15 protein-coding genes are annotated in these 21,225 nt (G+C 44.5%); 4 read left to right on the top strand and 11 right to left on the bottom strand.

Annotated features, from left to right (window positions below; translation table 11 throughout):
- Nucleotides 1-23: 23 nt before the first annotated feature.
- Genes QUA54_RS30240 through QUA54_RS30210 form a run of 7 tightly spaced genes read right to left on the bottom strand, consistent with a single transcriptional unit; the run spans nt 24 to nt 9,505 of the window.
- Entirely contained in the window at nt 24-2,318 is a 2,295-nt protein-coding gene (locus QUA54_RS30240; protein WP_333418261.1) for a TIGR03986 family type III CRISPR-associated RAMP protein, read from the bottom strand.
- Entirely contained in the window at nt 2,318-2,905 is a 588-nt protein-coding gene (csx19, locus tag QUA54_RS30235; RefSeq protein WP_333418259.1) for a type III-D CRISPR-associated protein Csx19, read from the bottom strand. Before csx19 ends, QUA54_RS30240 begins: the two co-directional genes overlap by 1 nt.
- The gene (locus tag QUA54_RS30230) at nt 2,902-4,389 is read right to left on the bottom strand and encodes an RAMP superfamily CRISPR-associated protein (RefSeq protein ID WP_333418258.1); all 1,488 of its coding nucleotides are present in this window, start codon (nt 4,387-4,389) and stop codon (nt 2,902-2,904) included. Before QUA54_RS30230 ends, csx19 begins: the two co-directional genes overlap by 4 nt.
- Nucleotides 4,389-5,957 carry a CRISPR-associated protein Csx10 gene (locus QUA54_RS30225; RefSeq protein ID WP_333418256.1) on the bottom strand — a complete coding sequence of 523 codons (1,569 nt, stop codon included), beginning with the start codon at nt 5,955-5,957 and terminating at the stop codon, nt 4,389-4,391. The genes QUA54_RS30230 and QUA54_RS30225 overlap by 1 nt, the downstream gene beginning before the upstream one ends.
- Entirely contained in the window at nt 5,954-6,622 is a 669-nt protein-coding gene (locus QUA54_RS30220) for an RAMP superfamily CRISPR-associated protein (RefSeq protein WP_333418254.1), read from the bottom strand. The genes QUA54_RS30225 and QUA54_RS30220 overlap by 4 nt, the downstream gene beginning before the upstream one ends.
- The gene (locus tag QUA54_RS30215; protein ID WP_333418252.1) at nt 6,585-8,249 is read right to left on the bottom strand and encodes a Cas10/Cmr2 second palm domain-containing protein; all 1,665 of its coding nucleotides are present in this window, start codon (nt 8,247-8,249) and stop codon (nt 6,585-6,587) included. Before QUA54_RS30215 ends, QUA54_RS30220 begins: the two co-directional genes overlap by 38 nt.
- Entirely contained in the window at nt 8,246-9,505 is a 1,260-nt protein-coding gene (locus QUA54_RS30210; protein WP_445301602.1) for a Card1-like endonuclease domain-containing protein, read from the bottom strand. Before QUA54_RS30210 ends, QUA54_RS30215 begins: the two co-directional genes overlap by 4 nt.
- A 115-nt stretch (nt 9,506-9,620) precedes the next feature.
- Between QUA54_RS30210 and QUA54_RS30205 the strand changes: the two genes are divergently transcribed.
- Nucleotides 9,621-11,042 carry a TIGR03985 family CRISPR-associated protein gene (locus tag QUA54_RS30205; protein WP_333418248.1) on the top strand — a complete coding sequence of 474 codons (1,422 nt, stop codon included), beginning with the start codon at nt 9,621-9,623 and terminating at the stop codon, nt 11,040-11,042.
- A 285-nt stretch (nt 11,043-11,327) separates the two neighbouring features.
- Here the strand turns inward: QUA54_RS30205 and QUA54_RS30200 are convergent, their stop codons facing one another.
- Entirely contained in the window at nt 11,328-12,275 is a 948-nt protein-coding gene (locus QUA54_RS30200) for a cation diffusion facilitator family transporter (protein ID WP_333418247.1), read from the bottom strand.
- A gap of 241 nt (nt 12,276-12,516) precedes the next feature.
- Here QUA54_RS30200 and QUA54_RS30195 point away from each other — a divergent pair, with 241 nt between their 5' ends.
- Entirely contained in the window at nt 12,517-12,864 is a 348-nt protein-coding gene (locus tag QUA54_RS30195) for a hypothetical protein (protein ID WP_332956056.1), read from the top strand.
- A 116-nt stretch (nt 12,865-12,980) separates the two neighbouring features.
- On the opposite strand, the gene QUA54_RS30190 is transcribed toward QUA54_RS30195, so the two are convergent.
- From QUA54_RS30190 to mtnA, 3 genes are read right to left on the bottom strand one after another with little or no spacing between them, the layout of a single operon-like run.
- Nucleotides 12,981-13,838 (bottom strand): rhodanese-like domain-containing protein, encoded by an 858-nt coding sequence (locus QUA54_RS30190; protein WP_333418245.1) that lies wholly within the window; start codon nt 13,836-13,838, stop codon nt 12,981-12,983.
- A 3-nt stretch (nt 13,839-13,841) separates the two neighbouring features.
- Nucleotides 13,842-14,330 (bottom strand): type IV pilin-like G/H family protein, encoded by a 489-nt coding sequence (locus tag QUA54_RS30185; RefSeq protein ID WP_333418243.1) that lies wholly within the window; start codon nt 14,328-14,330, stop codon nt 13,842-13,844.
- 37 nt (nt 14,331-14,367) lie between these two features.
- Complete coding sequence (mtnA, locus tag QUA54_RS30180; protein WP_333418241.1) at nt 14,368-15,429, bottom strand: S-methyl-5-thioribose-1-phosphate isomerase; 1,062 nt, start codon at nt 15,427-15,429, stop codon at nt 14,368-14,370.
- A 30-nt stretch (nt 15,430-15,459) separates the two neighbouring features.
- On the opposite strand from mtnA, the gene QUA54_RS30175 reads away from it, so the two are divergent.
- A complete protein-coding gene (locus QUA54_RS30175) occupies nt 15,460-15,597 on the top strand; it encodes a hypothetical protein (protein WP_333418239.1) in 138 nt (45 codons plus the stop codon).
- 349 nt (nt 15,598-15,946) lie between these two features.
- Complete coding sequence (locus tag QUA54_RS30170; RefSeq protein ID WP_333418237.1) at nt 15,947-21,070, top strand: SdrD B-like domain-containing protein; 5,124 nt, start codon at nt 15,947-15,949, stop codon at nt 21,068-21,070.
- Nucleotides 21,071-21,225: the final 155 nt, after the last annotated feature.

Raw genomic sequence — 21,225 nt, 5'->3', positions numbered from 1 at the left:
GAGCGGTTTTATGGGAAAGCGAATCAATCCACACATTTTACACTTTTAATACTCCCATCTTCTTTGATGGCAGTAATCTTTACTCGCACAACTTGTTCTTCTTTCAACGAAGCTACTTTTTTATGTTCTTTCTCCGTTAACTTTAAGACTTCTAGCATCTGATAAGTGACCTTATTTCCCTTGATGCTAATTACAGTAGCTTCTAAAACTTGTTCAATAGCGAATTTTTGCTCCTGGACAGCTTGATAAATTTCTACTTGTCGTTCTGACTTGACTACATTATCTATTTTCTTAACTACTGAAGGGACTGGGTTATTAAATCGGCGGTTATCTTCTATACCTGCTATCTGCAAAGGAGTCGGCAACACTCGACGCTCTTTGTACTCGTTAGGCTCAATTGTCATATACTCAGCATCTTGTGAGTTTTGTAAACCATCGCGTTGCAGCATCGCCAATAACATTTTGATTCGGGGAAGTCCATTTAAGCTGGTAGCTTTACATCCCTTTGGATGGTCATTTTCGTGGATATGCCTCAGCACATAATGTTCAAAGGCTTGTATGCACTTGTCACGTTCTGAATCAGTGTTAGATGTTTCTCCTGATTCCCATTTGTTGTTGTGGTTGAATAAGGTATTGTAGCGTTGAGTGCGATCGCCCAGCAAAATCTCATCAATTTTTACCTTAACAGCACCCATCCCCAAAGGTTTACCCATACCTAGAGAAAAGCAGTATCTCTCGTCTTCTGCCATTTTTAATACCCACAACATTGCACCAAGCTCTACTTCATTAAGGTTCTCAAAATAGATGGTAAACGAAAAGTTAATACCTTGAGGAATCGGTTTGATCAGACTCGTTTGGGTATCTGATGCGTCATTAGGAACTTCAATATGAGGAGGTTTATGCCAATACAGTTTGTGTCCTCGAATGACTGTTTCTCCTGGTTCTGTATCGCTTGGTGGATTGCTAGCATAGTGCTTAAGTTGATTTTTTTTAGCACTATTTTGAACTAGATAATGCTGAAATGTAGTCGGCTTAGGAGTAGAAAGAAGAATGGGTTCAGCTTCTTTTTCCTGACTTTTTCGTACCTGTTCTTCTTGATTTGGGTTAAGTATTCCATCGCTGACAAACACTCTGCCAGCACGACTTTGTTCTATTCCTTCAGGTTGCTTGTCACGTCGGACAAAGCCAAAAATAGCTTCAGCTATATCAGTGATTGCTGGTTTATCTTTAGAATCTTTCAGGAAATCAGGAATAAAATCTCGTGCCGTTGAAGCTTTTCCATTACCTTGAGGAGAGTAAGGAATCCGAAAGTTAGGACTTTGACCAAATAGCGTTACTGGTTGTCCAACTTGGGGTTGACAGTAGAAGATACAACGACCATTTTTTAGAACACCTCTATTTTGATCGAATGGTGGATCTTGCTTTTGAAAAGGAGTTAAAGCACTGTAATAGTCCTTAATTGCATCTTCACTGATTGGAATAACTTCAGCTTTTGGGTTGGGCTCTCGGATAATGCAGTGATTCTGACGTTTGAGATCGCCGGGATTATTTCCTCCTTCCAGCATATTGCCGCTAGTCACTACAACTCCTTGATATTTATAGGTTGTACAATTGTTACTGACTTTCCCCGCAAACCGACGAGTGTTTTTTGTATAGATATCTTCAAAACTAATATTCATAAAATACTGAGGTCTATAATCTGATAGGTTGCTCATTGGAATGAACCCAGAAATTGACCGTAAATTATCCTCTTTAACCCAGACGAAGGGAGCCTCGTCAACAGGCATAGCGGGACGAATAAACCAACCATCTTGTCTTTCTACCAAGTAGCCAGATTTAATATTTTTTGGTTTGACATATTTCTTGTATTCTTCCTTCAGCGGATCGTCTTTATCAGCAGCAACGGCTCGAAAGAAAAAGTGCTGTTGCTCTGAAACCCGATCTATTTTTCCAAAACTAACAATTTCAACTAGAGTGCGCAGCATTCCTCGTATGCTACTACCCGGCATTGTAGCTTCCTGAGTTTTTGGGTTTATGAAAAAATTAGCTCTTTTATTTTGTATTGCATCCGGCAATTCTTGAAAAGCTTTTTCCCCATATTCTGCAAAATCATCTGGATTCCAACCACAACGAGTATAAATTGGAGATTCTGTGGTTAAGGTGCATTCAATCTTGCCAGTGTAGCGATCATAATAATAGCGATCGCTATCAGGCCAAGATTCTGCTTCAACAACTTTTGCAGGTAATTCCACAAAATTGTAGGGAGCTTTAGCTATACGCTCGATTTGTGTGATTTGTGGGATATGTTTCGGATTCATTATTTAATCTCCTGTTTAGTAGTTAAATCAACAATACGGCTGCGATAGATACGAGCTATACCTGTGTTATCAGAAGTAATGTAGTGATGTACTAGAAGACGAACTGGACGTTTTTTTCCTTCTTTATCAAAAGTAATACCTGTTAATGGCACGGCGTGTCTGAGTCCCTGAGAACCATCTGAAAGTAAAGTAAAGCCTTCTCTCTCTCTTCCCTGCGTTCCATAAAGAATTTGGCTTTCTGTGATTTTATCCTCTTCTGACTTACCAATCAAACGCCATTTCCACTTCACTCCACTCTGCCAAAGGAAGACTTCACCATTTTCACCAAATACACGACATTGTTGCAATGTCAATAACCGTAGCTTGGGAAAGTCAACATTAAAATTAGGTTGGTGAAATACCTTTTCAGCAGTGGTCAGCTTCCAATTATTTAACTCATCAAAACGACCCCAAATTACCCCATCATCAGCATGACCTAACAAATAAGGTAGTTGATAAGACTTGGCTTGCTCCTCTAGCCAACTGCATAACTCATCATCATTAACGAATTCTTTAGTTTGAGATGAACAATCCACCGCATCCTTCATACCTCTACCTCCTTCCCTAAATGTGCTAACAATGCTTTGACAAATCCTTCTAGCGTATCTCTAACTGATTCTCCCGAACCCCCTTTGTCAGCTTTATCGGTAACGTGCAATGTTCCATTTTCCTCAGAAATTTCCCATTGTTGTGGATTTTGTGGATGATGATGTATTAAGTCTGCCTTGATTCCTTTTAAACGTCCTCTGCCAATACTGCTTTCACCTCCCACAGGTAAATCGCTTGTCCACAAATCTTTTAGCAAGAGTAACAACAATCCAATTTCATATCCTTCTGGCTTGCGTAACTCTAGTTCAATAGTGACAAGGGTTTCATCACCCCCAAAGATAGGTTGTTCCTCAAATAATGCGCCGTGATAAGCACCTCCTGTAAAGCGATCGATCGCAATTCTATTTTGTACTAAGTCAGTAGCCTTTTCAATTACTTTCTCGTGAACGACTAAACGACTTGATTTGGCTTCCTTCCCTTCAACAAAACCAAATAACTCTTTCACAAGTGTGGAACTACCGCCCAATGTGTTAACAATGCGCTCGGCTCGATGGCGTAATACTCCAGCTAAACTCGTACCGGATAATACTGGTAATGAGTCTGATTTATCTGGTCGATGAGATTTCAAGTGTACAACATCAGGAGCGCGTCCAGTTGAATCTTGACCGGAACGGATCAGGAGAGAACCGACTAATTGGAATTGAGCGTGGATGAGGAATCGATTGCGCTTATCATCGTGATGCTCTAATGATACTCCCAGAGCTGTAGCAATTGATGAATAAGTTTCGCGATCGGGTAATAAACCTGTATGCCAATGTTCAAAATTTAACCACACTGTGCGATCGCTCCCATCTTCCAAGTTAAAATTCCAAACCTGCCACTCTTTTACATGACAGCGACCAAAACCGCGCCGCTTTTTCATGCCAATCCCGATTTGACCTCGTTCTAAACCTTCTAAGGCTAATGCTAAACAATTAATTAATGGTTGCTGTTCTGTCTGATCTTTATTTTTTTCTATGAGCAATTCAAAGTAGAGCGGAAATTCTGTTCCTGCCGCTAACAGTTCCAAGTCATATTTATGGCCTGGTTTGGCTGTGCCAGTTGTGATCTCAATTTCTACACCATCTCTTAATTCCACAGTCGGGATAGTGCTGCTGATAGCATCATTGATAATTAATGGACTTTGTTCGCCTTCAGGATCGCGACGAGTACCACCAAATAAGTTAGTAGCCCGATCGCCCTTTTGTTCCTCTACACCGTATCCGTGTTGGGACTCCCGCAAGTAGTTTCGCAAAGCACCTGCAATGGATGAACCCGTGAGTAAAGCGCGATCGCTCACGCTATCTCTCAGCAATGCGATATCTGTTGGACTCTCTGCGTCACCGCTTCCCAAGCAAGTCGGCGTATCTAAAATTAACGTACCCCGTACAATGATGCGTTTGGCGATTGGATGCTGATTGCGGTTTAGGCGTTCTTGACTCATTATTTTTTCTCCTTAGTTGCCTTCTTTGCCACTGCCATAATCAGCCGCAGCGTGTACTTTTCAGCCAGCTTATCTTGTCTAGCGCGATCGTCATCAAACTTGCGCTCTACATCAGCAATTTTTACTTCTATTCCATGAATCCAATCTGTCGGATTCCCTAACCACTCCTCAAGCTGTTGGCTGAAGGATTGTTTTCCTGATTCATTACCTATTTTTGTGCGAGAGAACTGACTCTTAGCATTTGATGGTAAGTTGTTTAGCAGCGAGATAACTAAACTACAATCGCCATTGGGAAGCCCTTGTCGTGCAACAGATTCTAGTCTTGACAGTTGGCTGTTACTGATGCCCTCATCCAATCTGAAATATCCAACATTTTTTTGAAGATATTGTTCTAGCTTTTGTTCTAACAATCTTTGTGCCATTTGTTCAGCCAAAAGATGCGAACCTTCTTTTGTTAAAGGAGGTAAGCTAGAGGTACTAGATGAGGGTAAACTGACTGTAAACTTTTTACCTTGTAGCCAATTTACAGTAAGTCGTCCAAAACCGTCTTCTCTTCTCTCTCCAATTCCATAAGCTTCAAGTTGTTTTATTTGTGATTCATTCATCTCAATACCTTCAAAAACCATCACACTTCCTGCTGCCAATGCTGGTACTTGTGGTAAAGGCAATCCCCATTTACGGTTAAATCCACCAATTAAAGTGCTACCAGCAAAAATATGGCTAGGTTCAGGCAATGAGATGTTTAATAATTCCTCGACAGCTTGTTTAATTAACATTGGATCTGCTACAGGTTGACCCCATTCATTCCTTAAAAGTGTGTCGCTCAAAAGTGTAAGGCTTAAAATTTCATTGTTTTCACGGTCTTCTGGCGAAATTCCTACTTCATCCCAATGATTAAGAGTTTTTAAGTCGATAATTTTGGTATGTCCGTATCCGGCACTTTGAGAACCGCCTAACCAGAGGTTTGGTTCGGTTACTAATAAAATCTGAATAGTTGTTACATCTTCATCTTCGCAGAGAATAACTGATTGAAAGGTTTGTCCCGCATCTAAGGCATCGTATCGGAAGAGTTCACCTTGGCTATCTGTAGAGCGTGCTTTTTTGCGATCGCGAAAATTATGAATATTAATCCGCCGCTTTTCTTTGTATAAATTCACTATTCCACCTTTCTTGCTCCAAAAGTATTCACCTACCGACTTACGAGTTTCGGGATCGTCTCCTTGATAAATACTGAAATCATATACAGTGATAGATGAATCCTCGTTAAGTTCTGCATCCTTATCCTTGAACCAAGATAAAGGTAGAGGAAGACTGCGTATCTTTTCCTGACTCAAAAGATAAGCATTTAAGTAGCGCGTACTGTTGGCATCGAAAAACAACCGCTTCACTTCATCATTAGTTAAATCAAGTTCTGAGAAGTGATGCTGCTTCATATAACGCCCAATAATTGCACCGCGAATCATGCTACCCGGAATGTAAGAGTACGATACATCACTGTTGGGATCGCCTTGGAATGAAGTAGCGAGGATAGGTTGCTGAGTGTGTAATGTTAAAGTAATTGCTTTCATACAACTTTCTCCTTAATTTCTTGTCCAAAATAGTTGGCGTAGTGATGCGTGATGTCATTACCATCTGCATCGTGTAACGTACATTTAACGTGACCGCGACCTCGATTTCTGCCACTCCCTAAGCGCCGAAGTGCTAGCGAACCCACCGCTACAAGTGACAGCATTTCATCACTTGGCATCTTCTCGAAAATTAAGTCAGCCGTGAAACAACGGTCGCGCAAAACTACGCGAAATGAACGCAAACTCCCCTCATCCGGTGTACCAGATTGTGGGTCTATAGAAGTTTGACGACGGATAGTTGTTAGCGAATCAAGTACCTCTGTTTTTGTTAAAGTTTTATCCTTAATCTGGAAAGCAACAGCTTCACGTAAATCCTCCGGCAAACAAGCATCACCTACATGAACTGCACCCATTGTTCCGATGGTACTGCCCAATGTACCGAATAAATCGCAAGCAACCCTTTCCCAAGATGGGCGATGATTAGTCAACATTGCAATTAAGTTATCGCCTTTTTCGCTCAGCAATCCTTTAATAGTACGTCCCCGCAAGTAGGGAAAGCCAAAAGGATCGTGTTCGACTTCTTGGTCAATTAAACCTGCGACTCCATCTCCCCGACCAAAAGTTGTATCACTCAGCAGTTTTATTTTCAGTTGATAAATTGGCATCTGACTCCTCTTTTAATGAGATATAAAATTCCATCGCTTCAATAGCATCAAAGTAACCACAAACTCCATTTAGCCAACCTTTCTCAGCTAAATCTCTAGTTTGACCGCTAAATTCAGGGAAATTTGGCAGTTGCTCATCTTTTATTCTGTAGTTTTTGAGAAACTTCTGAGTTGCTTCAATTCCTTGACGCAGTACATCTCGTAAGGCAATCACCTTATTTCGACGACCTTTCCAATCTTCATCTTCATTTAAGTGTTTGACTACTTTGGTGAAACCTTGCCAAGTACGCCAATCGCTATCTATTTCTTTTTTAAAACTGATAGGTCGCATTGATAACTTACCTGCAGGTACTTTGTATTCGCGATCGCGAATTTCCGCAATCGATCCCATTAAGCCACTCGCTGCCAAATGCCAATCCAAAGCTGAGAAATCTCCTTTCTCTTCATCTTTGACAAACTTTTTAGCTTGCCGACATAAATCTTCGCTTAGTTGATAAGCTCTTGCAAAGGGATAGTGAGTTTTAACAACACAAATTCCAGCACAAGCTTTGATAGGCTTCCCATCTGCAATTGTCTGGTTTTCGAGGGCTTCAAGATAAATTGCAGCCAATTCTAGCCCTAAACGCCCATCACAAACAAAGGTGACATCATCACCACCATAAACGAGAGGACGGAAGGGCAAGTAATTATCTTTGATTTCAAACTTACCTTTAACCTTTCCTTTCCCATCTCGATCTACATCAATAGATTTAACCACTATCTCTACTACTGTTTTCAGTGCATTGATCCCAGCCTGATTAACGCTGTGAGACAGTTTACGCATCTCGATAATGTAGTCTCGATTGCATTTATCCTTTCCAAAGTTTTGAAAGCGTTTGCCCATGCCATTGCCATCAGCATGAATCACAGCCGAATAGCTAGAATCTCCTTCTGAACGACCCATTTTGTCTGTTCTTAGAGGGAATTCATAGGAACCTAAAGAAGTGACAAACATTTGTTGCAACTTATCGTTAGCTTGACGAACAAATTTGAGTTTTGCATCAATCTCTGTTGAAATAAGATAGGGTGCGTCATCCTCAAATGGCTCGCTCATCTTTACGGCAACTAACTGAGTCGACCGACAAGTCGCTGTCACACCCAAACCTAATAATGGTGCAGAGGGTATCCGGCTTTGCTTTTTTGCCTCCAAGTCATTTTTCATCAAATTCTGAACTACTTTATACAGAGATTCAGTATCCCAATCAAACTCTTGATGAACAGCTACAAGATTAATTCCTGGAGCTTCTTCTAAGATTCGCTTACTCAAAATCTTAGTAAATTGCACGGCGTATTGCTTGCCTGAAAACAGCAATACTGTGTTACCGCCACCTGCATAAACTAATTCAGCAGCTAGTCCATCATCTTCAATGCGCGGTTTTGCCTCTGGTTGATGTTTTTCAGGAGCGAATGCGTAAACTTTTCGATTTATATCTTTGCGCGCGAAGGTATGTAAAGCTTCTCTAGCCCAGCCATCTGTTGCCTGAGAAACTAGGTAAGATGCACCAATATTTTCGCGTAGGCGGTTGCTACCGAAAATGTAGGGTTGAATTCCTGTTGTATCTAGTACAGTGAGAGTAAAATTTTTCATCTTGCATCCTTATCATTTTGCTTAATCCATTCTGCAATCCTGCTCGCTAAATCCATTAGGTCATCACGTCCAAACACAGCAATCTTTTTGTCATCTAGCACTGCTACCTCTGCTTTGAGAGTATCTGGTTCGTCAGTACAGCAGATTAAAGCGACTCTTGCTTCATCACCGCCCATTTGTCGCGCTCGTAAGTAGGCTTCAAACAGCTTTACTTTGCATAAGTCTCTTTTGCTAGTTGTTGAGACAGATATCGCAAAAAGCTGATAACCTCGTGTAAACGCTACATCAAATTCAAATCCGTTTATAGTTCCTTTAAGAGGAACTTCAAAATTAAGTCCATAGTCCTTGATGGAATACAAATCGGCAATATTTTTGACTTGCTGCAAAACATAATGCTCTAACCACAAACCATCCAGGTATTTACAAAAATGTTTGATTTCCGGAAAAATTCCTTTTTGTTGTACTACTTGTAACGATATTTTCTCATCCGGTGTAACCAAGTTTTCTCTTTTTAGGTATGTAATGACTGCTGGCGGTGCTGTTTCGAGAGATATCGATAATCCCGCTAGCTCTGACTTGCTTTTCCAATCACCATAATTACTATTTTTCTTCTTGCGTGCCTCTTGGCAGAATACGTTGTAGTACCAATCAAACCAACGCTTTGCTTGATTTTCATCCTTAAATACTGTGGCGAGTCCTGCTGCTAATTCCGGTAATTGCGCTTTTTTTGTAGGATTTCCGTCCAACTCTAAGCCGTGAATTTGGAAAAGTTTTGCAAGTTTAACTTCCAACATCTCTGGTTTCACTTTGATGCGGATGCGATCGCCATTATCTCGATCTATGCACATCTCCAATCTACGCGGGTCAAGATAGCTAAAGACAGTCTGGGGACGCTCTTTGCTAAAAACTGCTCTATAAGCGTGTACAGCCATCGCTTTCGTACCGCCAGTATAATTCAACCCAATTTTTCCATTATTGATATTCAGCCGGGAGCTAATTGCCTTTCTAATCTCAAAAGCATCAGATTCATACTCATTGAGTGATACAAGTTGAGTCTCCTTCAACCCAATTGGCTCAGTTTTCAATATTGTTTGCAGACGCTTGGCTTGTTTTTCTGTATGAGTCGTGTGTACGAGATGGGGCGTCCCTCCCTGGTTCAATAGGAGTTTAGCGGCCACATAATTCGGCAAAGGGTTCTCGCCAATCAGCAAAAACAGGTGGTCAACTTTGTACTTGTCGAACTCAGATGTACTCATAAAGCCTGTCTCTCCGTCTTGCTCAACTTGTACGCCAATTATTGCATACTATCGGAAACACCCCCTTCCGATCGCCCTTACGCTATAAAACACAATTTAAATCCCTCAACCCACCATGAACCCAACATTTCGCAATCCGCCACACCCCAGACTGCTAGAGGATTTCGCCAACGGAACTCTCGACCAAATGCAAAATCTCACCCGCGCCATCAGGTTGTGGGTTTTGGTAAGTTGGCTGTACAGCGACGAGGGATATATTGCCCTTAGCAGCCCCTTTACCTATGCTGATTGGCGCGAAGCTTTCTTTGGCAAAAATTACAAAGATGAAAAGCAGGAAGATATTCTTAACTATTCAGACCCGAATTGTGCTTGCAACCAAACAACGCAACAGTGGTTGACAAAATGGAATGTATCTGTAAACGAGTGGCGGCATTCTTTGCAAAAACAAATAGCTATTGCCGATGCTGATTTAGACAAGCTCTTAGCAGAAAAGTTATTCGCTCAGGTGCGCAAATCGCTGCAAAATGACTTCGATTTTTTGGTAAATCGGAATTTGCTGCAACGGTTAACCAGGGTGACTGGTAGAAGTAAAAACTACCGCCGAGTTGACACAATACCGCCACTTTCCAGTCAAACTGAAAATCCCAATACAGACAGCAATTTGACTCCAAAAACACAGGCTTATCTCGCTGCTACTTTGGGGATGTTTAGTTTTCTCGACCCAAGTTTGCCTTTATTAGCAGAACATTTTTCAGAAGAGGTAGTTGATGAAGATAATCACCGCGTCTTTTTGTACGTTGATTATCTCGTACCTGAATCTAGTCCCATGCAAGATGCTGTCGATCAATTTCAGAGCGAATTGCAGGAAATGTGGGATTCTCAAAATATCGCTCCTTTGCTATTAACTTATCGCAGCGCTCATCAAAATCAGATTAAAGAGTGCGTTGTTTATCCTGTTTGTATTTACTTTATGGATCGAGCTAAATATTTGTGTGCCTACGGCAGCACCCCGAGAGGTGAAATTAATTGGTATAAATATCGGCTCGATCGCATTATTTCAAAACGTCTAGAATCCTTGGATTGGCAAGATTCTCGGGTTCCCCAATTACTCAAGGAAAAATATCAGGAAAATAACCTGCCAACTCCCAAAACAGTTAACGATATGTTAAAGGAAGCTTGGGGCTGCGATTTTTATAAAGAAACTGCGCTGATGGTATTGCGGTTCGATCGCACTTTTCATCAAAGTTATATGCAGGGAATCAGCATTCACCATACCTGTAACGCCATAGAGTACGATCGCGCCGCCACCTTAATCAAACAATATACTCCCAACCCAGAACACCGATCGGCACTTTTACAAATCCTCAAGTCTCGCCCAACCGACGATGCTTACTACCAAGTATCTTACCGAGTGACAGACTACTACCCGCTGAGGTGGTTGCGAGCTTTGGGTTCAGAAGTCGAAATTCTGCTACCTTGGGATTTGCGACAGAAAATGGCCGTAGAAATCCAAAAAACTGGGAACTTATACCAATAGTCTTTTGCTCGATAATTATCAAAGCTATTGTGGAAAACTTGCCGATTTCTGTGGAAAACCTCTCTTTTCCTGTGGAAAACTGCCACTAAATTAAGTGCGAGCGCTCTAATTCCCTTGATAGCATTTAAAAAATTGGAGGAATTGCGATCGCAAAAACCGCCTTCCTCCTTCCTCCCTCAACCTGCTGTTTGCTGGAAATACAGCCTAAAAATTTCCTCCTTCACATCCCTCCTCTTCTAGCTTCAGTCTATCCGTTACATCCTTTAAATCCGTTACACTCATCCGTTACCCAACTTCACGCTTAACTTCTTCCTTATCTTGAGAATCGTAGCTAATTTGGTCGGAATGGTAAGCCGGCGGCTCAACGTGAATTAAGATGCGTACAGGGCTGAAACGTTCTTCCAAACGGGCTTCTACTTCTTCTGTAATCCGGTGAGCTGTTTCTACATCGACAGCATCCACAATCATGTGCATCTCAATAAATACTTGACGCCCTACAACGCCACGGGAGGCGATCGAGTGACAGTTGACAACCCCCGGTACATCGATCGCGATCGCGTGAATAACCTCCGGTGCGATCGCCATTTCATCCACCAACCAAGGCAGATTTTCTGTTAAAACCTTCCAACCGCTGCTAAATACCAAAACAGCCACAGGAAAAGACAAAAACACATCCAGGGATTGTAATTGAGGTATATTCCAAACCTGCCCTTGCCAAACACCAATCAACCCGGCGATCACCATAATTGTCACCCAAACATCGCTCATCGTGTGCTGGGCGTCAGCCACTAAAATCGCGCTACCGAGACGTTGGCCAACTCTGCGCTCGTAAAAAGTGACAAAAATATTAATCCCCAGTACAATCAGCAAAATCCACAGTTCATTTGGGGATATTTTGACAACTTTACCCCCGTTAATCAGCCTTTCGACAGCACCGCTGAGAATTTCAAAACAGGCAATTCCCAGAAAAGCAGCAATTCCTAGAGCTCCGAGAGCATCAAATTTTTGGTGTCCGTAGGGATGATCGCGATCGGGTTGCGGATTGGCATAATGATTAGTTACCAATCCTAAAATATTATTAGCGCTGTCCGTGACGCTGTGCAAAGCATCCGCCAGCAAACTGAGGGAACCAGTCAGCCATCCCACGGCTGCTTTAATTGCCATCACCAGCAAATTGAGAAATAAGGTAATTATTAAAACCTTGCGGACTTCGGAACGGTTATCGGCCACCATAAACTCTCCTCGCTCTGCCGTCAAGTTTTCTGGTTTCTAGTTTAAACCTTATCAAGTCATAACAGGTTAAAACTATTGCGGAATCTAGCTTGCGACTAGATTTATATCCATTAATTTAGCCGAGCTTCTTGAGATTAATTTTAATTAATAGCATTCTCGCAGTCCAAGTGAGCAGGAATGTACTTCTTTTGGGTTACTATATCTTTTATCATTAACAATTGTATGTTAAATTTCATTGCCCATGTCTCTTTCTCCGCTGACACTGAATTTAGTCGAAGGTTCTGTCTCCTTTAGCTTTTCCCCGCAAGCCGCGCGGGATTTGCAAAGCGCGATCGCCGCTTTGATGGAAAGCTTGAAAGCTGTAGCCGCCAAAACTGCTGGCGGCAAAGCTTCTCCCCAGAAACCTATGGAATATCGGTATGCAGGAGATGTATTTTTAGAAGTTTTCTGCAATCCGAATATCTGGCCAACTCCTTTTGCTGCAAAAGTGCTGATTACGGTTAGGGACGATCGCGTGCGCGTGACCACCGAAGCCGAACTCAGCCGCCTGCGCGACGATCTCGCTCAGTATATCGAACAAGTCGGTTGAGATTCTCAACCTCGATCGTTTGTAGTTAATAGGTTGAATCTGAGTTCAGATACCATTCTCAAGAACAGGCTTTCCGGCCTGTTCACAACATTAAATTTTATTGTGGGCCGTTGCTCCTAGCCCGCCCGTGAAAGGATTACTGACAAGGGATAGCTATCTGCCGGCGACGCCGACCATTCCCACATAGAACCTGCATAATTCTTAGTACAAAATCCCACATTTGTCAAGACACAAGTCAACCATGCAGAGCGAATTCCCCCGGAGCAATAACTCACAATTTGAGTTGACTGCGAAACTCCTTTTTGCTGCAAAATAGCAACAATCTCGCCACGACTCAGCAGTTGTCCTTGTTTGTCCATAAACTGTTTGTAGTAGAGGTGAACCGCACCACGAATGTGGCCGCCCCGCTGTTCTCCGTAAGGCGTTTTACCTGCATATTCTCGCGGCTCTCTGGCGTCGATAACTACTAAATTATCATTGCCTAAAATAGCTTTCAATTCATCCCGCTGAATTTCCCAATTCGAGCGGCGAGATATGACAAAATCTCCTGTTTTCCGTGGATTGTTTGCAGCTTTTACTCGATTAATTCCCGCTTTGATTAAAGCCCTATATCCTCCATCGACAAAAACGGCTTTTTCGTGCCCCAAAGTCCGCAACATCCAAACAATTCGCCCGTCTTCGCCCCACCCTTTCACGGAATCGGCCACGACTATGACAGGTTTGTCTTGACAAATACCAATTGCTTGCAGTTTTTGAGTTAAAACTCTATTATTTTCGATAATTTTTCCCTTGTGAGGAAAGTCCGATCGCGAAAATTCCTGCCAAGTTACGGGAATAGCTGGCGGGAGACGGCAAAACCACTTTAAAATAGGTGCGCGAGCATCGAGCAGAGTAGCTTCTTGTTCCAGTAATTGCTTACCTAAATCTGCATTTACTATCCAGTTATTTGCTAAATTACACAGTAAATTAGACATGATTTATTGAGCAAGTTTTGCAGTACCAGCAGCGCATTCTAAAACCCCTTTGGTATTAGTTGGATTAGGTGGTTTAGTCTTGCCAGGAGCAGCATTTACACACAAGATTGTTTGGGTCTTGTTTCCCACCAAAAAGACTCCCCCCACAAAACTTTTGAGATTAGCTTGCTTCGATACTCCGTAGTTAAATACAGCACCTTTTTTCACCATGCCAATCGAGTAGCTGTAATTGGCTGAGTTAGGTTTAACTTGGAGACCCATATAAACCAGTAAATTGGACACAGAACTTGTAAAGCCTGCTTTTTCAGCATAGTAAACTTGCTGAGCTTTATTCATCGAACCCACAAATTTTTTGGCTTCTAATTCCTTAGCTTTAAGTGTTTGTGACACTTGAGCTTCCGAGACAGGACTGAAAACAACTGGCAGAGCTAAAGCTGCGATCGCAACTTTGAGCTGCCAGTTGCTGCAGCTATAAATACTGCTTAATTTCACAGAAACCAGGTGGAATGAGCAGTTTAAAAACATATAATTAAACTAATTGTTTTGCCTGAAACTGTTTCAACGCCCCAGGAGCAACCGTGCCGTGTTCTGTGATTATTCCCGATATTAATTCCGCCGGAGTTACGTCAAAAGCGGGATTGTAAAATTCTACTCCCACAGGACAAATTCGGGTAGTTCCAACTTGATACATTTCAACTGGATCGCGTTGTTCAATAGGGATTTTGCTGCCGTCGGAAAGTTCAAAATCAATTGTTGACAGAGGAGCAGCGACAAAAAACGGGACGTTGTGAGCTTTGGCAACAATTGCTAAACTGTAAGTGCCAATTTTATTTGCAGCGTCGCCGTTAGCAGCGATTCTATCTGCACCGACAACTACTGCATGAATCATGCCGAGTTTCATGCAGTGAGCGGCCATATTGTCGGCGATTAATGTCACGGGAATTCCTTCTTGCACGCATTCCCAAGTGGTCAGTTTGGCACCTTGGAGACGCGGCCGAGTTTCGTCTGCAAAAACTCTTCCGAGTCTTCCTTCTCGCCAAGCAGAACGAAATACACCTAAAGCAGTACCGTAGCCGGCTGTTGCTAATGCACCTGCATTGCAGTGAGTTAGTAAGTTCAATTTTTCGGGTGTAGCTGGCAGAACTTCTAAACCTTTGTCGCCGATATCTTTACAAGTTTGCAAGTCTTCTGCTTGAATGGTTTTGGCCATTTCTAACAAAGTTTTTTGCACTTGTTCGACAGAACCGCTAGTTCTCTCTGCAGTTTTAAGCATTCGCGATATTGCCCAAAACAAATTAACCGCAGTGGGACGAGTCGATCGCAATAAGTCCCCAACTTCTTCTAGTTTAGCGAGAAATTCGGTGCGATCGCCCGTTTCGATTTCCCTCGCACCCAAATACATCCCGTAAGCTGCGGCTACCCCGATAGCCGGAGCACCTCGGACTATCATAGTTTTAATCGCCTCAGCCATATCTTCGCAGCGGCTAATTTCAACTACACCGTATTCTTGGGGGAGTCGGTTTTGGTCAATTAGCACAACTCGGTCTTCTTTCCAAGTGACGGGGGAAACTGAAGGGTTTTGAGCGGTCATCGATTTCAATTATGTGAGGGACAAGTTTCTATGATGCCATGTTACCGGCTATTCCTCTATGTTATGAGAGACACGCTGGATTTGCCAAAATCCCATTCCTGCGGTTTGAGATTTGAGATTGAAGAATTGCTGGATACTTACCACTCTTTCGGTTTGGAATTTGCGTAGAGTGGGATTCTTGTTCACAAAATTGTACTTAGTAAAAAACATTACATTAAGTTGTGTAAATTATGTTGATGTTTTTTGAATGATTTCCGGAATCGGGAACAAGCTAGTTGTACCAGCGGTCTGGTTTTTTTAAGTTGAGAATGAAAAAGTGCGATAAAGCAACTTTCCAGCTCCAACACATTGAGAAAAATCACAGAAATAGATGATTGTAAAGCTTTGTCTGTGCAACTTTTACTGAGTTGAAGGCGGGTTTTGTGGTAGCCGTATTTGTGGTGGATTGAAGTAGGGCTATCATCGCACGGAAACAACAAATTGAAAACCTAATTAGGTGCCTGGGGGAACAGTAATTATGAAAAACCAACAAATAGTCTTCGTAGATTCAGCAGTTGAAGATTGGCAAAGTCTGGCAGCAGGAGTTAAAACGGGTACAGAAGTAATTTTAGTCGATCGGGCGCGTGACGGCATCGAACAAATTGCCGAAGCATTGCAGAGCCGCAAAGGTATAGAAAGCGTTCACATTATTTCTCACGGGGAATCTGGAAGTTTGCAGCTAGGGCAAACTAGCCTGAATTCCGACAATTTAGAAACATATCGCGGCTGTTTGAAACGGTGGTTTTCGTCATCTGTCAACTCAATTCAAAATCGATTTGAAATTCTACTATACGGATGTAACGTAGCAGCAGATGAAAAAGGAGAGGCTTTTGTACAAAAGCTGAGCAAGTTAACAAAAGCTAATATTGCGGCTTCTTCAGATATTACGGGGAGCGCCCAAAAAGGCGGAAACTGGGTACTTGAATACGCTACAGGAGCAATTAAAACAGGATTGGCGATCGAGCCAGAGGTAATGGCAAATTACGCGCACACCTTGGCTATATTCACTGTTACTAATACCAATGACGCTGGGCCGGGTTCGCTGCGAGATGCGATTACTCAAGCAAATGCCACTGCTGCACCGCCGCACAATATTAACTTTGCCATTGCCGCTGCAGGCGTTCAGACGATCGCGCCCCTCTCGCTCTTGCCAAATATTAGCGTTCCCATAATCATCGATGGCACTACCCAGGGGTTAAGCGGCACCCCACTAATCGAAATCAATGGAGCGGGTGCAGGTGCTGTTAGCGGTTTTCGTGTCTTGGGTGGTGGCAGCACCTTGCGCGGATTGATCATTAACGGCTTCGGCAACACCGGCATTTCCCTCGAAAGCAATGGCAACACCGTAGCGGGCAACTACATCGGTATCAACAGCGCCGGCACTGCAGCCTCGCCCAACGCCTTATTTGGCGTGGCGGTTCAGAATGGTGGTAGCAATAATATTATTGGGGGGATTGCACCGGGCGATCGCAACGTCATTTCTGGGAATGCAGCCGACGGTATCATCATCGTCGGCGGTACTGGAGGCAACCAAGTGCTGGGCAACTACATCGGCATCAACGCTGCCGGCACCGCCGCCTTGCCCAACGTCACTGGAGTTACCATCATCGGCGTACCGAACAACACTGTTAGCGGAAATGTCATTTCCGGCAACAGCAATAGCGGTACGGTCATTCTCAATCCCGGTGCCACGAACAACATTCTGACAGGCAACTTCATCGGCACTAATTTTGACGGCACCGTCCCTGTCCCTAACACTGCTTTCGGCGTAGCCATCCAGGGAGGTGCAACCAACAACATAGTTGGCGGGACGACCCCAGCGGCCCGCAACATTATTTCCGGCAACGGTAACGGTGTCGCCCTTGTTGACCCCACCACTGTCGGCAACTCCTTGTTCGGTAACTTCATCGGCGTCGGGGCCAACGGTACGACTCCGCTGCCCAATACTACTGGGGTATTTATTAACCTCGCAAACAATAATGCGATCGGCGGTACAGCAGCAGGTCAAGGAAATACGATCGCCAGCAACCTCGGTTCGGCAGTAAACATCCTCGCCGGTACCGGCAACAGCATCCAAAACAACTCGATCTTCGCCAATGCCGGCATCGGCATCGACCTCGGCAACAACGGCATCACCGCCAACGATGCGGGCGACGCAGACACCGGTGCAAACAACCTCCAAAACACCCCCGTACTCACTACCGCTACGGCCAGTGCTGGCAGCGTCACCGTCGCGGGAACTTACAACAGCACCCCCAATACCAACTTCACCCTGCAATTTTTTGCTAACACCCCCCCCGGCACTCAAGGTCAAACCTTCATCGCTTCTGTCCCGGTAACCACTGACGCCGTCGGCAACGCTGCTTTCAATCAAACTTTCCCAGCAGCCGTCACCGCAGGGCAATTAATCACCGCGACAGCAACAGACGCCGCCGGCAACACCTCGGAATTTTCCGCACAGCCTGTTCCCGTTGTCGTACCGCTGAGTACCATCACCGGGATTAAATTTAACGACATTGACGGCAACGGTACTCAAACTGCCGGAGAACTTGGCGTCCCCGGAGTTACAGTTTTTCTCGACACAAACGGTGACGGCATCCTCGGTGCCGGCGAAACTTCCGCAACTACCGGCGCCAACGGTGACTTTACTTTCCCCAACTTGGCAGCAGGTACTTACAGCGTCCGGGAAGTTGTACCGGCCAACAGCCAGCTAACAACTCCCAACCCGGTTTCGGTGACTCTGGCAGGAGGTCAAACTACTCCTGCTGCAGTTAATTTTGGCAACCAAGCAATACCCACCGTACTGGGCAGCATCACCGGGATTAAATTTAACGACACCGACGGCAACGGGACTCAAGCAGCCGGAGAACTTGGCGTCCCCGGAGTTACAGTTTTCCTTGACACTGACGGTAACGGCATCCTCGGTGCCGGCGAAACTTCCGCAACTACCGCCGCTGACGGCAGCTTTACTTTCCCCAACTTGCCCGCAGGCACTTACAGCGTCCGGGAAGTTGTACCGGCTGGAAGCCAAACAACTACGGTTAACCCGGTTGCAGTGACGCTGGCAGCAGGTCAAACTACTCCTGCTACAGTTAATTTTGGCAACCAAGCAATACCCACCGTACTGGGCAGCATCACCGGGATTAAATTTAACGACATCGACGGCAACGGCACTCAAACAGCCGGAGAACTTGGCGTTCCCGGAGTTACCATTTTCCTCGATACCGACAGCGACGGCATTCTCGATGCCGGCGAAACTTCCGCAACTACCGCCGCCAACGGCGACTTTACTTTCCCCAACTTGCCCTCGGGCACTTACAGCGTCCGGGAAGTCGTACCGGCCAACACTCAGCCAACCACTCCCAACCCGGTTTCGGTGACTCTGGCAGCAGGTCAAACTGCTCCTGCTACAGTTAATTTTGGGAATCGATCGACACCCACCGTACTGGGCAGCATCACCGGGATTGCATTTAACGACATTGACGGCAACGGCACTCAAACAGCCGGAGAACCTGGTGTTTCCGGATTTGCGATTTTTCTTGACACCAATAACAACAACACTCGAGATGTAGATGAAACTTTCGTTAGTACCCGGACTGACGGCAGTTTCACTTTCCCCAACTTGCCAACAGGAATCACTTACACCGTCAAGCAAATCGTACCGGCAGACCTTCTGCTAACAACTCCCAACCCTGTTTCGGTGACTCTGGCAGCAGGTCAAACGACTCCTGCTACAGTTAATTTTGGCAATCAATCGGCGTTTCCGACTCCGACTCCGACTCCGACTCCGACTCCGACTCCGACTCCGACTCCGACTCCGATTACGACTCCGACTCCCGTGCAGCAAGGCAGCATCAGCGGTCTTAAATTCAACGACGGCAACGGCAACGGCACTCAGGAGTCGGAGGAAATCGGTCTTTCGGGATGGCAAATTTTCCTCGACGCTAACGGGAACAACTCTTTAGATTCGGGCGAAACTGCTGTTACCACTGACAGTTCTGGCAATTACAGCTTCAACAACCTCAACCCTGGCACTTACAACGTGCGGGAAGTGCAGCAGACTGGTTGGACGCAAACGACTACTAATCCCGCGCCGATTAATCTCGGTAGTGGCGAAAGTCAATCGAACGTTAATTTCGGCAATTTCCAAAATATTAGCATCTCTGGCAGCAAGTTTAATGACCTGAATAACAATGGGGTTTTGGACACTCAAGAACCGCTGTTGCCGAACTGGCAAGTCTTCCTAGACGCTAACAGCAATGACTCTTTAGATGCTGGAGAAGTTAACACTTCAACTGATAGTTTGGGTAGCTACAGTTTCGCTAATTTAGGCCCGGGAACTTATCAAGTTCGGGAAGTCAATCAACCGGGTTGGACGCAAACTACTGCCAATCCTGCTGATATTATTGCTGTCAGCGGCACTAATGTTGGCAATATTAACTTTGGCAATTCCTTCGCCCAAGTGCAACCGCCACCGCAAGAAGGACAAGATGCTGAGTGCATTTGTGAACAAATTGTTTTGCCCAGCATTGGCAGTGTTCGCGGCCCGAGTTCTGTCACTAATAGCCGCAACGGTACTAACGGCAACGACACTATTCTCGCCACTAATAACGGTGACGAAATAAATGGTTTTGACGGCGATGATTTGTTGGCAGGGTTGCGGGGCAATGATAATGTTTACGGCGGACTTAACAGTGCTTTCCCGGTTGGCCCAGATATAGACAGGGACTTGGTGTTTGGCAATGAGGGTAATGATTACCTAAATGGGGTTGCTGGAGATGATTTAATCTTTGCGGGCAAGAACGACGATGTTGTTTACGGCGGTAAAGATGACGACATTATTTTTGGCGACCAAGAGAGCGATACTTTAATTGGCGACCAGGGTAACGATATTATCTACGGGGGAACTATTAACCCGTTCGACCCGGATTTGACTGGCAATGATTTGGTCTTCGGTTTGGCGGGCGATGACTTCCTCAGCGGGGAGAAAAATCAAGATACGATCGCAGGCGGTGACGGTGATGATACAGTGCGTGCCGGCAAGGGCGATGACTTAGTTTTCGGCCAATTGGGCAGCAATCTTCTATTTGGCGATGAAGGCAGCGATACTATCTGCGGTGGCGAGGGGGAAGATACAGTGTACGGGGATATTGGTAGTCCTCTTCCCATTGGTTCTGCTGGCGGACAAGACCAAATATGCGGCGGTTTGGGCAACGATTTGCTGTTTGGCAATGAAGGTCAGGATACCGTTAACGGGGAAACGGGGAACGATACTCTTTACGGCGGTAAGGATGAGGATAGTTTGCTTGGCAGTGCTGGGGACGATTTCTTGTTTGGAGATCAAGGGAATGATACTCTGATTGGAGGTACCGGGAACGATCGATTTATGTTGGGAATTGACCTCGGCAGCGAGACTATTGTAGACTTTCAATACGGTCTCGATTCGATCGGCTTAATTGGCGGTCTGAATTTCTCGCAACTGAGCATTGTTGCGGAAAATAGTTCTACTCTGATCCGAGTTACTGGTTCCGGTCAACTTTTGGCAACTCTCAACAATGTGCCTGCAAGCGCGATTACTGCCACAGATTTTGCTTTCCTGTAGTGCGATCGAGCTAATTAATTAGGTAAGAATATTGTAGGGACGATTTATTAATTGTCCCTACAACTTTAGGATGGTATTTAGGGCTTGCTGAAAATAAGCGAAAAGCTGACTGTACAAGGCTTATAGAAGTCTTACAAGGGCAAAGAGGACACGAA

The sequence above is a fragment of the Microcoleus sp. MOSTC5 genome (assembly GCF_036701825.1).
In the GTDB taxonomy this organism is placed as follows: domain Bacteria; phylum Cyanobacteriota; class Cyanobacteriia; order Cyanobacteriales; family Microcoleaceae; genus Microcoleus; species Microcoleus asticus.
This window is presented reverse-complemented; position numbering and strand designations above follow the sequence as displayed.